This is a genomic window from Paenirhizobium naphthalenivorans, from assembly GCF_007992095.1.
GTDB classification, from domain to species: domain Bacteria; phylum Pseudomonadota; class Alphaproteobacteria; order Rhizobiales; family Rhizobiaceae; genus Allorhizobium; species Allorhizobium naphthalenivorans.
Genome location: NZ_BJZP01000007.1, coordinates 52,249 through 68,163, shown reverse-complemented (window position 1 = coordinate 68,163; position 15,915 = coordinate 52,249). Strand labels below are relative to the sequence as shown.

Below are 15,915 nucleotides of genomic sequence, written 5' to 3'. Positions count from 1 at the left end.
CTGTTACTCAGGAGCGGACATAAGCGAGGCAGAGCAACGTGGCGGGTTCGCGCCTTCATCTCGGCCATTAGAGCTTGCACTTGTGACGAACGCTGTGATTTGTTCGAACTTAAGATCGGCCAATCCTGCTCTGGCACGACGTCCATGGCGCTGTAGCAGTTGTCTCACCACACCTCTGGAGGGCACGGGCCGCTTCTGGCCCGAGTCACAGGATCCAGGGAGTTTGCGCCACCGTCTCACCTAATCGCTGGCTTCGACTGTGCCGCGTCTAATCTCGAAACGCCTCGAATACCCCCCCCTTTATGCCGCCAACAAAATCCTCACGTGATAATGAGACACGACCGTAGGGGATTTCAGCCTCGAATGTTTCAAGCTTCGCGATACTCGCCTTGAGTCGCACGACGGCGTTCAGGCTTATGGCTTGCTCAAGCAAATGCATAGCGTACACGATGAACATATCCTCGGCCTCGCCCGCTTCGCCAGGATTGTTGACATTCAGCTTGACCTTTAGAGTTGTGGCTGCGTGCTCGGTGCCTTCAACATAGTAAGCTAAATTGTTCGGAAGGTTCAGACCGCTCCCGATCTCCCTCATAGAGCTGGCTGCGAACCATTCGTCGTCAAAGCTGTGTTGATAGTGCCCAGTGGCCACGCCATAATCAGCAAGGAACTGCATCGCCAAATAGGGTGACCAGCCGAAATTGGGCTGCACGACCGGCGGAGCAGCCTCTCTCTCCTTCAAGGTCAGAAGAGCGTCCAATGAGTGTTTTAGTTCGGCCCGATCCCTTGGCCGGGAGGCTTGCATCGCCTTGCGCCAGCGCTCCAGCAGTTCGAGGTCGCCCCTTATGCGCGAGATAGCCAGCCATCGTGCGTAAGGCACAAGGCTTTTGTCGATGCCAAAGACCGAGATTGTCGCGAATGCATCCGAATAAGCGATGTACGCTCGCCATGTGTAAAGGAATGGAATGAACCCCAGCGACAACAGGATTGGGATTGCAAGCTCAAGAGCATTCGCGAGCGTCGCGGTCTCACTCCAGAGTTGATACGTCTTCCAAAGGCTAAAACTTATATACGAGAAACCGACAAGCGCACTGATGCTTGCCATCAATCTAGCAACTGGGGCATGCTCGGCCTTTTGATTTGCCATCATGCCCAAGAGCGCGATCACGGTAACAAACGGGAGGGCAACTACCTCCACCCAAAGTGGAAAGCTATAGAGTTCGGTGATGAAGGTGAGCAGGCCCGCAACTGATAAGATCTCAGCGGTGAATTTGCCAAGTCCGGCTTTGCGGCCTTTGGCCATGGCCGCCTCGAACATTGTGACGAATGCAAATGTGAAGAGCCACACGATTGTCGTCTTAAGATTGGCGACCGACCACCATCCCAAGCGCTCCAGCAGATATATCTCGGCGGCCGCATAGGCAGCCCCGGTCGCCAACGGGATCAGCAACATGGGCTTGAGGATTGCCTGAAAAACGCTGCCGAGACTTTCTCGCGTTGACTTCTGAATCAACACAACCACGAGAAAGACGGCCAGCCAGATCGCAGAGGCAATCTCGCGTGTGGTGATCGAAGCGATGGCGGTGTTCATGTCTCGATTGGACACAATCTTAAGATGGATGGCAATCTGTCTTTACAACGATATTCTTTCGAAGTGCGACGGCGTAAGGGCTGGCTCCGCCCACACCAGTTGCGCCTGCTTTCCCGGATACTCACGCCGATCCGCCAGTCCGCTCCCGGCCCCATGGCCGCCCCCCACCACGCAAAAAGGCCGCCCCACCGGGCGGCCTTTCCACATGTCCAATCTACAATCCGAAGCTTACTCGGCGTCGCCTTCGGCGGCCTTCTTCTTCGGGGCAGCCTTCTTCTTCGGAGCGGCGTCTTCGCCTTCAGCGGCGTCGTCGGCCTTGGCGGCTGCCTTCTTCTTCGGGGCTGCCTTCTTGGCCGGCTTGTCGCCGTCTTCGGCTTCGTCGTCGGCCAGCAGCTCTTCCTTGGAGACCGGCTTGTCGGTTACCGAGATCTCGCCCAGCAGCTTGTCGATGACCTTCTCTTCGAAGATCGGAGCGCGCAGCGAGGCGGAAGCGCCGGGGGTGTTGCGGAAGAAGTCGAGAATCTGCTTCTCCTGGCCCGGGAACTGCTGCAGCTGGGCGTAGAGTGCGCGCTGCATTTCGTCCTCGGAGACTTCGACTCCACCCTTTTCACCGATTTCCGAGAGAACGAGACCCAGACGAACGCGGCGCTCGGCCAGCGTGCGGTATTCGGTGCGGGCTTCTTCTTCGGTCGTGTCTTCATCGGCGAAGGTCTTGCCGGACTGGGCGAGATCGGTGTTGATCTGGCGCCAGATGTTCTCGAACTCGGCCTCAACCAGCTTTGCCGGAGTCTCGAACTTGTAGAGCTCGTCCAGCTGGTCGAGGATCTGACGCTTGACCTTCTGGCGGGTGACGTTGCCGTACTGGCTTTCGATCTGGCCGCGGACGATTTCCTTCAGCTTGTCGAGCGATTCGATGCCAAGCTTGGAGGCCAGCTCATCGTTGAGCTCGATAGCTGCAGGTGCTGCGACGTCCTTGACGGTGATGTCGAAGGTGGCTTCCTTGCCGGCGAGGTTCGCGGCCGGGTAATCGGCCGGGAAGGTCACGGTGATGACCTTTTCGTCACCGGCCTTGAGGCCGACCAGCTGCTCTTCGAATCCGGGGATGAAGCGGTTCGAACCGATGACCAGTTCGGCGTCCTCGTCCTTGCCGCCGTCGAAGGCAACGCCATCGACCTTGCCGAGGTAATCCATGGTGACGCGGTCGCCTTCGGCGGCCTTGCCTTCCTTGGTTTCAAACGAGCGGGCGCTTTCGGCGATCTTCTCGATCTGCTCGACGACTTCCGCATCGGTGACTTCAACCACTTCGCGGGTGACCTTGATGCCGTCGACCGGCTTCAGTTCGATCGGCGGGATGATCTCGTAGGACAGCGTGAACTCGAGGTCGGCCTGGGCGGACAGGATCTTTTCGGCTTCGGCCTCGTCCTCGGTCATGGCGATTTCCGGCTGGGTCGCCGACTTTTCGCCGCGCTCCGACAGGATCTCGGTCGGCTTGTCGCGGATGATCTCGTTGACCAGCTCGGCCATGATCGACTTGCCATACATCTTCTTCAGGTGACCGACCGGAACCTTGCCCGGACGGAAGCCGTTGATACGGACCTTGTCCTTGGCGTCGGCCAGGCGCTCGTTCATGCGAGCTTCCATGTCCTTGGCCGGAATGACGACCTTGATTTCGCGCTTCAGCCCTTCAGCGAGCGTTTCGATAACCTGCATGTTCTTACCTTCATGTCGTGGCGGCCGTGCTCGGACAGCCGGTTGTTTCCCTGAGCACGACGCCGGAATCTTCTGTTCCCGGACGTGGCTTCGGCGCAATCGTCAAGCATTCCTGCCAAGCAAACGGTGAAAGGAGTGGCGGGGCTTACCCGGTCCGTCTCGCACCGACCCGCTCGGCAAATCTGGTGCGGGTAGAGAGACTTGAACTCCCACGCCTTGCGGCACCAGAACCTAAATCTGGCGTGTCTACCAATTTCACCATACCCGCGTCCTAAGAAATGCATGCAGCTGTTGCGCATGCCCCTCCGGAGCGCGCGTCTCTATATCACCCGTTTTTGCCCACGCAAAGGAAAAATGACAGTGCGTCGGCCAGACAATCAGCGGCTATGTCTCCAACCTCTGTCCAATGGTCGGCGTCGCGCCGCTCGATACCGAAGGCGAGATCGCCGCGCTTGCCCCTCCCAATCGAAGGTGTGGCGACCTGCATGGATGCCACCCGAGCGCCAGGGTGCCATTCAAGAGCCGGCGCTCGCGTGGGCAAAGGCTCACCCGCTTGCGGCTTGCATGACAAGTCCGGCCCTGAGGGCGCCTAGTAAAGCGCCTCCTGAAAAAGGGGCTCACCGTCGATCCTGAGTTCGCGGATCTGGCTTTGACCTCCCTCGCCTACCCGGACGGCGACCGAAACCTCACCATCGTTGCGCGCCGTCTCGATCGCCCCGCCCTCGCCTTCCGGCACGTAGAAGCGCTCGATGCCATAATCGACCCGCAGGCTCGCGGCCCCCTCGGCGGTCAGGTCTGCGGCGCCGAAATAGCGAAAACGCTGGGTCTGAAGGACGACGCTGCCCTGCTGCGCACCCAGCGGCCCGAAGGAGGCTTCGTCCACAACCCAGTATCCGTCCGCACCCGGCCTGACTCGCACCCACATAGACTGCCATCCGGCTTGCGCCGGGCGCGGACCGGTGATGCGCGACACGGGAATGGTGGAAATATCGTAGGCCAGAATCACATAGTCACCGCGCAAGAGGTCACGCGGATCGACCGGCGCCGTTTTCAGCACGATCTCCTGCCCGGACCGCAGAAGGTTTGCCCGATTCTCGACCATCGAGCCGAGCACCGCGGTCTGCGCCAGCGCCAGGCCGAGACCGATCGCCAGATAGCGCCAGCCGGTCACGCTCTTTTTCCCCACGCTCATGGCCGCACCTCCGTCACCCGCTTGGCAAACAGTTTCTCCAGGCGCACCACGACCCCGGCCAGCACGGCGACCACGAGGCCCGCGAGCAGGAAAAAGGCCGATGTACCGAGCATGGAATCAATCGTAACGAAGGAAAGATAGAGGACCTCGCAGGCGAAGGCCGTATAGGCCAGATAGCGGACCGCGCCATTGTCGCGCCCATCAAGCGCCAATGCCAGCAGCGATACGGCAATGGTGACGAGGCCGAGACCCGCAAGGGCACGTCCCTCCGTCCAGTCGAGATGCAACAGGCAAAGCCCCATCAGCGCCAGTACGAAGGCGTAAAAGGCGGGTGCCGCACCCTGGCGACGAAGGGCATCGGAAACAGGTGACAACGGTAGGGTCGCAGCCAGGAAGAGAACCATTCCGCCCGCCGCATAGGCGGCTGCGGTTTCCACCTCCGGCCACAGCGCGTAGATCCAGCCGAGCCAGGCGATGAGCAGCAAATAGACAAAATGACCGGCCCGTCCGGCGCCGGTCCAGCGGCTGAGAACGCCGAGGACGAGGCTGGCCAGCAGCGGCCACCAGCCGAACAGCACGTGCCACTCCGCATCGAATTCATCAAGATAGGCGCCAAAGACGGCGAAGGCGAGAAAACCGGCCATGACCGTGAGCGCGCTGGAGCGGAACGCCGCCGCCGACAAAACGGTCATGGCGAACCACAAGAGCATGGCGTCGAAAGCGTCACCCGACAGGTGATAGAGTTGGCCGATCAGCGCGATGGCACCGCCGAAACAGGCACTTCCCAGCACCAACAGCGCACCACCGAAACGATCCGCGCCGCGACCAAAGGCCAGCGCAGCGCTCCCATGGAAGATCCAGATCAGCGCGACGATGCCGCCGACTTTGGCCAATCGGGGAATCTCCTCCCAGTTGGCGGCGATAAGGAGCAGGATCGACGCGGCCACAAGCACCGCGGCGAGGATCATCAGAACGCCGCCGACACTGAAGGACGAGCGTCGAGAATCGACGTCACTCAGCAGCGCATCGGCCACCCCCTGATCAATCAGACCTTTATCGACCCACAGATTGAGATCCCGCTTCAGTTTTCCGCGATACATGCCGTCTCCGTCTCCCGAGGGCCAGCCCGCCGCGACAAAATCACCGGCCAAACTGAGCGCCCAATCCGCTTTCTAACTATTGGCTTCTGTTTCAGCAAAAGACAATCGGGCGGACCGGCACAGCGACGGTGACAGTGACGCGCCCTCCTTTATGCACTTCACGCATAGCTTCCATGACGATATTGCACTGCACAAGAGCAACAATTGAGCCTAATGTGAACTTCAACAGAGCGCGAGGGAAATTACTTCTTCTGCTCAAGCGGCGGGCTTTCGCCGATATGACCTTCGACCCTGCGCACTCCTCCTCCCAGCGCAGCGTCGATTTGACTGACGGCACTCCTCCTCCCAGTCGTCAGTCTGTCAAAATGACGCTCACCGGATCCTCCTCCCCCGGTGAGCGTTATTTTTTTGCCCTTACTTCATGTCAGTGCCCTCACGAGCGCTCCGGACCGAACGGCGGCGTAAAGTGCCCTCTCGTGCCGCAAATTGCGCCACTCTGCTGGACATTAGCCACGCCCCATGCGCCTTTCGCATAGGTGTCATACGATGATGGGGCTACCGCCCCTTCGCACCGCAGCATATATTCAGATCATCGAATTCAGGCAGGCTCCCAAGGGAAGCCGCCACCAGAAAGGAGTAAGACCATGAACATCGCTCGCTCACTCAATAACTGGCGCAAGTATCGTCAGACCATCACCGAACTCGGCCGCATGTCGGACCGAGAGTTGCGCGATCTCGGCATTGGCCGCGATGATATCCGTCGCGTGGCACGTCACGCCATCACCGGCTGATCTCCGGCTTCATCACCGATCAAAAGGCCTCCCCCCTGCGGGAGGCTTTTTTTTGTAAACTCTGCGCAATAACGACTGCCCATTTCCTCGCCACTGCCGCTTAATGCGCCATTCTATGCACAATTGCATGGCAGTCGCCTATATTTTGCACTGCACATTATTGTTTTACGGGCGTATAAAACAGTCAATCGCTGATGTGGAAGAGACCACGGGATCAGCGCAAAGAATTAATCTGAGGAAACGACCATGAACCCGATGCGCATTGCCAAGAACTGGATGAGCTACCGCCGTACGATGGCTGAACTGGGCAACCTGTCCAATCAGGCCCTGTCCGATATCGGCATCACCCGCTACGAAATCCGCAATATCGCCGCTCGCTCCTTTCGCTAATCGCAAGGGTTGAGCAACCGGTGATCAAAGACGGCGCCACGAGGCGCCGTTTTTTTGTTTTCAGGCTTGAGGATCAGGCGCTTGTTCAAGCCCCTTGCCGGGGGGAAAGGATTGGCCAGTCTTCGGTCCCATGATAAGCAGCACGCCATGATGAAAACCTCTCTCTCCCCCATTCATGTCGTTGGCGGCGGCCTTGCCGGTTCGGAGGCTGCCTGGCAGGCGGCCGAGGCCGGCGTTCCGGTCATTCTGCATGAGATGCGCGGCGTGCGCGGCACAGAAGCGCACAAGACCGACAGCCTAGCCGAACTCGTCTGCTCCAATTCCTTCCGGTCCGACGATGCGACCTCCAATGCCGTCGGCGTCATCCATGCCGAAATGCGGCTCGCCGGCTCACTGATCATGGCCTGCGCCGACAAACACCAGGTTCCGGCCGGCGGCGCCTTGGCGGTTGATCGCGACGGCTTTGCCGAGGCGGTCAGCCAGTCGATCGAAGCTCACCCGCTGATTACCGTGGTGCGCGAAGAAATTACCGGTCTGCCGCCCAAGGACTGGGGGCTTACAGTCATCGCCACCGGCCCACTGACCTCACCTGACCTGGCCGACGCGATCCGTGGCGAGACCGGAGAGGATGCTCTGGCCTTTTTCGACGCCATCGCGCCGATTGTCCATCGCGATTCGATCAACATGGACGTCTGCTGGTATCAATCGCGCTACGACAAAGTAGGCCCTGGAGGTACCGGCAAGGACTACATCAATTGTCCACTCGACGAGAGCCAATATAATGCCTTCATTGACGCGCTGATCGCCGGCGATGCGGTCGGCTTCAAGGAATGGGAGGGTACGCCCTATTTTGACGGCTGCCTGCCGATAGAGGTCATGGCCGAGCGCGGTCGCGAAACGCTTCGCCATGGGCCGATGAAGCCGATGGGCCTGACCAATGCCCATAATCCCACCGTCAAGGCCTACGCCGTCGTGCAACTCCGTCAGGACAATGCGCTCGGCACACTCTACAATATGGTCGGTTTCCAGACCAAGCTGCGTTATGGCGCGCAAGCCGAGATCTTCCGGATGATCCCCGGCCTCGAGAACGCCGAGTTTGCTCGCCTCGGCGGACTGCACCGCAATACTTACATCAACTCACCCGTACTGCTCGACCCGTCACTGCAGCTGAAGAGCCGGCCTGGTCTGCGCTTCGCCGGTCAGATCACCGGTTGCGAGGGCTATGTCGAGAGCGCTTCGATCGGCCTTCTGGCCGGGCGATTCGCCGCCGCCGACAGCAAGGGCGAAGTCGTCTCGCTGCCGCCGGAAACGACGGCCATGGGCTCGCTATTGCGCCATATCACCGGCGGCCATATCGTCAGCGACGAAGAACCCGGCAAGCGCTCGTTCCAACCGATGAACATCAATTTCGGGTTATTCCCGGAGCTTTCGCCCGGATCGATAGTCAAACCGGAGGGTATCAAGCGCTTCCGCGGCAAGGACAAAACGATCATGAAACGTCAGTTGATGTCCGAGCGGGCGCTCGCCGACTGCAAGGCCTGGCTGACCTCCGGCCTCGCGTGAGGCGGCTCAGACGGTTGGGACGGCGCCGGGTGGCGGGTCAAGCTCGGCACTGTTCACATAATTACCGAGCAACCACAGAGAAACTTCTGCCGCTTCCATCGGCGTCGCGAAGGTGAATTCGCCGTTGTGGAAGGGTGCGTCGAGGAATTCTATGGCGAAGCCGCGACCGCTCGGCAGGTCGCGGACCCGCACCGTCCCCGGCTCGATCATATGGCATGCGTAGTGGCTGCGCATGTTACGCATGAAGCCGGCCTTGTTGTCATGCAGCCGCACGAACACTGCCCGACCATCCGCCGTCGTATGCAGGCTGCGGATCGCCTCTTGCGGGAAGGCGCGACCGAACTCGACAATCGCCAAACCTGAATCATGCAGATCCTCGTCCTTCGCCCGCTTGGCCATACGGGTCGCATAGAAGGCAAACACCGCCAGCAGCACTAAAATCACGATCCAGGTAATCGAAGCCACGCCTTGTCTCCTGCTGTAGCCGGATGCCGCCGGCCCCTTCCGGAAAAATGGATAGCAACCGAGCCTTGCGCGAATGTGGCGCCTTAAAAACTGCCCTTTACGCTGGCGCTGAGCATCCGCAACTGACGCCGCCATTGCGGCTGGCGCAAGCCGGCATCCAATACATCGGCGCCGCGCTTTTGCGCGGCAAGAAGAACCCCCTCGGCCAGGGCCACGGTCAGATAGGCCGGCACCAGACTGCGCGGCGGTGGACCGGCGTCGCGCGCCTTGCGCAAATGATCGCGCCCGAGCCCGGCGAAGGCCTCGACGGCCGCGGAGATGCGCACCTTGTCCTGTCCGGCCAAAAAGCTGTCTCGATCAAGCCCGACCGCCGACAGGATCTCCAGCGGCAAGTAAAGCTGGCCGCGCGCCCGATGCGTCGGCAGCAACAGCAAAGCACCGGCAATCGCCTGCGCCACACCGGCATGCCCCGCCACCGTCGCCGTCCCGGCTGCTGCCTCAGGATCGAGGACCACGCTTGCCAATTGTATCAACGCCGCCGCCGTTTCGCCGGCATAGCCCTCGAACATGGCGCTGGCTTCCATCGGGTCATCATAGAGATCGAACACCCTCGCATCCAGCATACCGTTCAGGGCGGATACCGGCAGATGATGGTGATGGATCGCCGCCAGCAGCGCGGCTGCAATCGGATTTGCCTCGGTCGCGCCATGGGCGGCTCCCGCCAGCAGATCGCGCCAGTATTGCAGGCGCACCTCACCTGGCAGTGGTTCACGGACAAGGTCACGGATCCGGGCAATCTCGGCATTGAAGGCATAAAGCGCCGCCACCGCGTCGCGCCGGTCCGCCGGCGTCAGCAGGCAGGCAAGATAGCGGTCGCGATCCGTCTCGCGCAGGCCCGACAGTTCAAGAACCCCGCCTCCAGTCTTGGCATCAGTCACGGCATTCATCCTGTCGTTCAGACGGCGATCACTGCGGCAGCGACAGCCCGCTGTTCGGCGAGCATAATGTTGAACGTCCGCACGGCGGCCCCTGTTCCCATCGGATCGCTGGCAATGCCCCTGGCCTTGAGCACCGCCTTGAGTTCGGCCGGCAAGGGCCGTAACTGCTTGCCTGTACCGACGAGAAGAACCTCGATCTCAGCCGCGTCGTCCAGCACTCGGGCGAACTTCGCGACCGTCAGCGGTTCCGTCTCCTCCATCTCCCATCCATAGATCCCGGAAGGCAGCAGAAGCAGCGAGCCGCGATGCGACATGTCAGCAAAGCGGAACCCGCCATTGCCGTAGGCGTCGATCGGAGCCCGGCCGGGGAAATGCGCCTGCCGGACCACAATCCCCTTGCCGCTGGGCGCGAACGACGACATCGCTTAAGCCTCGACCTTGCCCGAAACCGGTCGAGCCGCTTCGACTTCCGCATCCCGCTCCTGGAAGGTCTCCGGACGCAGTTTGAAAGCGATCAGCACCGGACCGGCAATGTAGATTGACGAGAATGTACCGATCATCACGCCGAAGAGCATCGCCAGCGTGAAGGATGCGATCACCTCGCCGCCGAAGAAGTAGAGCGCCAGAAGCGCAAGCAGCGTCGTCGAGGCGGTCAGCACGGTACGCGACAGCGTCTGGTTGATCGAGGTATCGATCAGCACGTCAAGCGGCATTTTCTTGTACCGCCTCAGGTTCTCGCGCATTCGGTCGTAAACGACGACGGTATCGTTGAGCGAATAACCGATGATCGTCAGAATCGCCGCGATACTGGTCAGGTTGAACTCGATGCCGAGGAAGACATAGAGACCAAGCGTCAAAATCACGTCGTGCAATGTGGCGATGATCGCTCCGAGGGCAAACTGCCATTCAAAGCGGAACCAGATGTAGACCAGGATGGCAAGCAGAGACGCGACAACGCCAATGGTTGCGCTCCACGTGAGGTCGGCCGAAACGGCCGGACCGACGACTTCCACACGCCGGAAATCGTAAGCCTCCTCGAGTTCACCACGCACAAGCGAGATCGCCGACTGCTCGGCGTTCTCGCCACCCTCCTGCGCCTGGATGCGGATCAGCACGCTCGCCGGATCACCGAAGCCTTGGGCCTGCACTTCGCCGAGATTAAGTTCACTCAGACGATCACGAATGTCGGAAATATTGGCCTGTCCCGAACGGGCCTTCACCTCGATGATGGAGCCACCCTGAAAGTCGATGCCAAGGTTCATACCCAGCGTCGTGAAGCCTATCAGCGAAGCAAGTGCCAACACACCGGCGCCGGCGAAAACATAACGCCGGATCGCCATGAAGCGAATGTTCTGTGTATCGAACATGGCGGTACGCACGCCCTTCGGCAGATGCTTCGGCCGCTGCCAGCGGAACCAGAAAGCCATCAGCCAGCGCGTCATGGTGAAGGCCGTGAAGACGGTCGTAAGAATACCGATCGCCAGTGTTACGGCAAAACCCTTGACCGGGCCGGAGCCGAGGAAGAACAGCACGGCGGCGGCAATCAGCGTCGTCAGGTTGGCGTCAACGATCGTGGCGAAGGCCTTATTGAAGCCGACTTCGATCGCCTGGTGAAGCGGTCTTCCGCTCTTGGCCTCCTCACGAATGCGTTCATAGACGAGCACGTTGGAGTCGACGGCCATGCCCATGGTGAGCACGATACCGGCGATACCAGGCAGCGTCAGCGTCGAACCGAGCAGGGACAGAAGCGCTATGATCATAACGATATTGGCAGTCAGAGCGATATTCGCCATGACGCCGAACGAACCGTAAAAGCCGAGCATGAAGAGAACGACGAGCAAAGCGCCGATCGCGCTGGCAATCATACCGGCATTGATCGAGTCCTGACCAAGGCCCGGGCCGACGGTGCGCTCTTCGACGACGGTCAGGGTCGCCGGCAGAGCACCCGCACGCAGCAGCACCGCGAGGTCGTTTGCGCCCTCAACCGAGAAATTGCCGGAGATCTGACCTGAACCACCGATAATCGGCTCGCGAATGACCGGAGCAGAGATCACCTGGTTGTCAAGAATAATGGCGAAGGGACGGCCGACGTTCTGCTGGGTCGCCTGAGCGAAACGCTGAGCGCCCTTGCTGTCGAAACGGAAAGTGACGACGGGTTCGTTGGTCTGCTGGTTGAAGCTCGCCTGCGCATCGACGAGGCTTTCACCCGACACGAGCGCGCGCTTCTCGACCAGATAAGGAACGGCCGGATCGTCCATTGAATAAAGGACCTCGGCGGTTGCCGGCGGGCGCCCGTTGATCGCCTCCTCTACCGGCATGCTCATGTCGACCATATGGAAAGAGAGCTTGGCGGTCTGGTTCAACAAGGCCTTGAGGCGCTGCGGATCGGTGAGGCCCGGCACCTGAACGATGATACGATCACTGCCCTGACGCTGGATCAGCGGTTCGGTCGTGCCGAGTTCGTCGACACGGCGGCGCACCACCTCCATCGACTGAGTGAGCGCCGAACTCGTGCGATAGTCGATCCCCTCCTCGGTCAGGTTGAAGCGCAGCAACGTGCCATCTTCCTGCAACGCCACTTCGTGGATCGTGCCGCCCGTCAGCCCGCCTACGCTCACGGGAGCTGTGAGGTTGGAGAGAGCCTCCTTGGCTGCCTCGACTTTGTCGGCATCGCTGATGCGAACCTGGACCTGCTGGCCAACGCCGGAAAGGCCGGTGTAGCGGATACCGGCATCACGCAGGGCCGCGCGAATATCGCCCACCGTCGTCTCCAGCCGCTCCTTGATGATGTCAGCCTTCTCGATCTTCAGCATGATATGGGAACCACCCTGAAGGTCGAGTCCAAGGGTGACCTTCTTGGCAGGCACCCAGGAAGGCAAGGCCCGGAGCTGCTCGTCGCTGAAAAGATTGGGCATGGCCACAAGCACGCTCACCAGGACGGTGAACCAGATGAAGAACGTCTTCCAGCGCGAAAAATACAGCATGAAACTCTCGGGGTCGGATGGTTCGGCAAAGCAAAACGACCGGCGGAGCCGGCCATTTATAGAGTGTGATATCAGGCCGCGGTTTCGGTCTTTACCGGCTCGCCCTTGACCCGCACTTCGGCGATGTAGCTGCGCATCGCGCGGACCTTGACGCCCTCGGTGAGTTCCACTTCGACTTCATTGTCGTCAACTACCTTGCTGACCTTACCGATCAGACCACCACCCAGCACAACCTGGTCGCCGCGACGGATCGCCGAAAGCGTCTCGGCGCGCTTCTTCATCTGCTGGCGCTGCGGACGGATCAGCAGAAAATACCAGATCAGCATGAGCGGGGCGAAGAGGAAAAGCATTTCAAGGCCGGAACCGAATACACCACCGGCGGCGGCGCCGTCCTGAGCGAAGGCTTGCGTGAAGAACATGGAAAACTCCCTAGACTGCGATGTTCGCGGGCAGCCTTGCCCCCCGCTTCAGGTCGCCGGAATATAGTGACCGGCCTTTCGATTGCAACAGAAACAGCGCTTCTCAGTACCGTTTTACAGCCTCTTACCCTTTCGGCTGCGAAAAGGCCATGCTACCGCCAGGCAAATCGCTGTCAGCTGGTCTGACGGCCTCTGCCGAGGAGACTCCTAATGTCTGATGAATTGAACCAGCAACTGCTTCTCGAATTGCGCCGGCTGACAGTTGCGGTCGAACGCCTCGCCGGCCCGGCGCCAGCGGAGAACGACTGGTCAGCTGCCGATTGCTTCGTCTGGGCGCCGCTGCGCAGTCACCTGCAACCGATCCAGCGACCAAACCGTGTGGCCCTGTCACTGATCCGCGGCGTCGATCATGTGCGCGACATCCTGCATGAGAACACGCTGCGCTTCGCCGAGGGCTACCCAGCCAACAATGTCCTATTGTGGGGCGCGCGTGGCATGGGCAAGTCCTCCCTCGTGAAGGCCGTGCACGCCGACATCCGCGCCCAGACGGGCGTGTCGTTGAAGTTGGTCGAGGTGCATCGTGAGGACATTGCGTCACTGCCCGAACTGATGGATCTGCTGAAGGAAACACCACACCGGATCATCCTGTTTTGCGACGACCTCTCCTTTGACCATGACGACACAGCCTACAAGTCGCTCAAGGCAGCGTTGGATGGCGGCATTGAGGGGCGCCCGGACAATGTTCTCTTCTACGCGACATCAAACCGCCGACACCTTTTGCCGCGCAATATGATGGAGAATGAACAGTCGACGGCAATCAACCCGTCGGAGGCGGTCGAGGAAAAAGTCTCGCTGTCCGACCGTTTTGGCCTGTGGCTCGGTTTTCACAAGTGCAGCCAGGACGACTATCTGGCGATGGTCGATGGCTATGCCGCGCATTTCAGCCTGCCACTCGAACGCGACGAGCTTCATCACGAGGCGCTGACATGGGCAACCACCCGCGGCGGACGCTCGGGCCGCGTCGCCTGGCAGTATATCCAGGACCTCGCCGGCCGGCTCAGGATCACGATGGATCGCCCCTGAACGAGAAAAGGCCCGAGAATACCGGACCTTTTCACCGCTTGCCTGGGACGCAATACCTATTCCAGGTAAGTGATCGGATTGACTGGGGTCGCATCCTTGCGAACCTCGAAGTGCAGCATCGGGCGTTTGACGTTGCCGCTCATGCCGGAGGTGGCAAGCTGCTGGCCGCGCTGAACCTTCTGGCCCCGCTGGACCGAGAGCGCGTCGGCGTGACCGTAGACAGTGACCGTGCCATCGTCATGACGGACAAGGACGGTGTTGCCGAGTTCCTTCAGGCCATTGCCGGCATAGATGACCACACCGTTCTCTGCCGCCTTGACCGGCGTGCCCTCAGGAACGGAGATGTCGATGCCGTCATTGCGCTTGCCGTCGACATTGGCGCCATAGCCGGCGACGACCGCTCCGCGCACAGGCCAGCGATACTTGCCGATGCCGGTCGCCTCAGGCGCGGCTTCCTTCGGATCGACCGACGCCACCTCACCAACCGACTGCGTCGTGGCTGGTGCTTTGTATACGGCCGGTGCATTACCCTTGGCGTCCGCCTTTCCAGCCGGAATCGTCGCGGTTTTGAGCGGGTCGGTGGCGGCCGCGGGGGCTGCGGACGCGATCTGGCTCGAGGCACCTCCGGCCGGAATCTTCAGCGTCTGACCGATACGGATATTGGCCGAGGTGAGCCCGTTGGCAGCCTTCAGTTTGTCGATCGGGGTGCCGGTCACCTTGGCGATCTTGGTGAGAGAATCCCCCGGCTTCACGACATAGCCCCCCGGAGCGAGCCCTTCGCCAGCGCCGGCAACTGCCTTGCCGGTGGCACTGGAGGCACCGGTTATCGACTTATCGCGCGGACTGGGCGCCGTCGGCAGCACTGCGACCTTCTGCTCGGGCCCTGACGGCAGGCTCGGCTTCTTGCCGCCATTTGGCAGAACCGAAGCGTCAGCCGCCGCGCGGGCGGCGTTCGCCTGGTTGGTATAGCTCGGGATCAGTACCAGTTGGCCGGAGGCGGCATCGCTCGCATGTGTCAGGCCGTTGGCCTTGAGGATCTCCTTCTCAGGCACACCATAGCGCTTCGAGAGCGTGGCGATCGTCTCGCCTGGCCTCAACGTCACGCGTGCCGCATTGCCCTTGCCCCAGCCGCTGCTGGCCTGGGTCGCCCCTGTGGTGAGCCCGTCGCTGGCAGTGGGCGCAGCAAGAACCGCGGCCTGCCTCTGCGCAGGTGCACTGGGGAAAGGCTGGGCAAGCGCTGCGGCGCGTTCCGCCGAGGCCGAGGAGCCAGCGGGGGCGGCAAGCTCCGCGCGCTGAACTGCGACCGGCGCGGCAGCCGCGCGTGCCGCCGACGACGGCGTATAGGCAGGCTGCCTCGGATAAGGTTGCGAAAGTGCCTGCTGACGGTTTGTATAGTCAGGCTGACTTGTCGCCGACATACCGCCGACATTGGCATAGGGCACCGGCGAGCCGCCGATATTGCGGCGAGGAATAGAGGCCGTCGTCAGATTGTCGGTTGAGAAGACCGCACTGAAGCGCGAGGCATCGGAACTGCAGCCTGTGGCAGCGCTGGCAAGCAACATCGCCACAAGGATACGGGCGACTGGCATTCCGGATTTCGGCGATACACTCATACGCATAACTCGACCCACATATTACGCAACTTGATGTGGGTATAATTAAAGCGCGTTAGTGTTACTGGCCGGTTAACCC

At 60.8% G+C, this 15,915-nt stretch carries 14 protein-coding genes and 1 tRNA gene; 4 read left to right on the top strand and 11 right to left on the bottom strand.

From position 1 onward, the window contains the following. Positions 1-268: 268 nt before the first annotated feature. From RNA01_RS09120 to RNA01_RS09100, 5 genes are all read right to left on the bottom strand, one after another. Positions 269-1,588 (bottom strand): hypothetical protein, encoded by a 1,320-nt coding sequence (locus tag RNA01_RS09120; RefSeq protein WP_147179666.1) that lies wholly within the window; start codon positions 1,586-1,588, stop codon positions 269-271. Between the two features lie 228 nt (positions 1,589-1,816). Further along, on the bottom strand, positions 1,817-3,298 hold the full coding sequence (tig, locus tag RNA01_RS09115) for a trigger factor (RefSeq protein WP_147179665.1): 1,482 nt from the start codon (positions 3,296-3,298) through the stop codon (positions 1,817-1,819). 183 nt (positions 3,299-3,481) lie between these two features. Next, positions 3,482-3,566: transfer RNA gene (locus tag RNA01_RS09110), tRNA-Leu, on the bottom strand. Positions 3,567-3,887: 321 nt separating this feature from the next. Next, the gene (locus tag RNA01_RS09105; RefSeq protein ID WP_147179664.1) at positions 3,888-4,490 is read right to left on the bottom strand and encodes a GDYXXLXY domain-containing protein; all 603 of its coding nucleotides are present in this window, start codon (positions 4,488-4,490) and stop codon (positions 3,888-3,890) included. Next, the gene (locus RNA01_RS09100; protein WP_147179663.1) at positions 4,487-5,590 is read right to left on the bottom strand and encodes a DUF2157 domain-containing protein; all 1,104 of its coding nucleotides are present in this window, start codon (positions 5,588-5,590) and stop codon (positions 4,487-4,489) included. Before RNA01_RS09100 ends, RNA01_RS09105 begins: the two co-directional genes overlap by 4 nt. A 644-nt stretch (positions 5,591-6,234) precedes the next feature. On the opposite strand from RNA01_RS09100, the gene RNA01_RS09095 reads away from it, so the two are divergent. The 3 genes from RNA01_RS09095 (at position 6,235) to trmFO (ending at position 8,334) form a co-directional block, all read left to right on the top strand. Further along, positions 6,235-6,381: a DUF1127 domain-containing protein gene (locus RNA01_RS09095; RefSeq protein ID WP_147179662.1), complete on the top strand. Its 147-nt coding sequence runs from the start codon at positions 6,235-6,237 to the stop codon at positions 6,379-6,381. Positions 6,382-6,627: 246 nt separating this feature from the next. Continuing rightward, the gene (locus RNA01_RS09090; protein ID WP_147179661.1) at positions 6,628-6,771 is read left to right on the top strand and encodes a DUF1127 domain-containing protein; all 144 of its coding nucleotides are present in this window, start codon (positions 6,628-6,630) and stop codon (positions 6,769-6,771) included. 147 nt (positions 6,772-6,918) lie between these two features. Beyond that, positions 6,919-8,334, top strand: coding sequence for a methylenetetrahydrofolate--tRNA-(uracil(54)-C(5))-methyltransferase (FADH(2)-oxidizing) TrmFO (gene trmFO / locus RNA01_RS09085; RefSeq protein ID WP_147179660.1), 1,416 nt, complete (start codon positions 6,919-6,921; stop codon positions 8,332-8,334). A 6-nt stretch (positions 8,335-8,340) separates the two neighbouring features. Here trmFO and RNA01_RS09080 read toward each other — a convergent pair whose 3' ends face one another. From RNA01_RS09080 to yajC, 5 genes are all read right to left on the bottom strand, one after another. Continuing rightward, on the bottom strand, positions 8,341-8,799 hold the full coding sequence (locus RNA01_RS09080; protein ID WP_147179659.1) for a hypothetical protein: 459 nt from the start codon (positions 8,797-8,799) through the stop codon (positions 8,341-8,343). Between the two features lie 83 nt (positions 8,800-8,882). Continuing rightward, on the bottom strand, positions 8,883-9,746 hold the full coding sequence (locus RNA01_RS09075) for a phytoene/squalene synthase family protein (RefSeq protein WP_147179658.1): 864 nt from the start codon (positions 9,744-9,746) through the stop codon (positions 8,883-8,885). A gap of 8 nt (positions 9,747-9,754) precedes the next feature. Continuing rightward, positions 9,755-10,159, bottom strand: coding sequence for an Mth938-like domain-containing protein (locus RNA01_RS09070; RefSeq protein ID WP_147179657.1), 405 nt, complete (start codon positions 10,157-10,159; stop codon positions 9,755-9,757). 3 nt (positions 10,160-10,162) lie between these two features. Beyond that, on the bottom strand, positions 10,163-12,721 hold the full coding sequence (gene secDF, locus RNA01_RS09065; protein WP_147179656.1) for a protein translocase subunit SecDF: 2,559 nt from the start codon (positions 12,719-12,721) through the stop codon (positions 10,163-10,165). 71 nt (positions 12,722-12,792) lie between these two features. After that, a complete protein-coding gene (gene yajC / locus RNA01_RS09060; RefSeq protein WP_147179655.1) occupies positions 12,793-13,140 on the bottom strand; it encodes a preprotein translocase subunit YajC in 348 nt (115 codons plus the stop codon). Between the two features lie 210 nt (positions 13,141-13,350). Between yajC and RNA01_RS09055 the strand changes: the two genes are divergently transcribed. Further along, positions 13,351-14,223 (top strand): ATP-binding protein, encoded by an 873-nt coding sequence (locus RNA01_RS09055; protein ID WP_147179654.1) that lies wholly within the window; start codon positions 13,351-13,353, stop codon positions 14,221-14,223. A gap of 56 nt (positions 14,224-14,279) precedes the next feature. Here RNA01_RS09055 and RNA01_RS09050 read toward each other — a convergent pair whose 3' ends face one another. Next, on the bottom strand, positions 14,280-15,842 hold the full coding sequence (locus tag RNA01_RS09050) for a LysM peptidoglycan-binding domain-containing M23 family metallopeptidase (protein ID WP_147179653.1): 1,563 nt from the start codon (positions 15,840-15,842) through the stop codon (positions 14,280-14,282). Positions 15,843-15,915 lie beyond the last annotated feature (73 nt).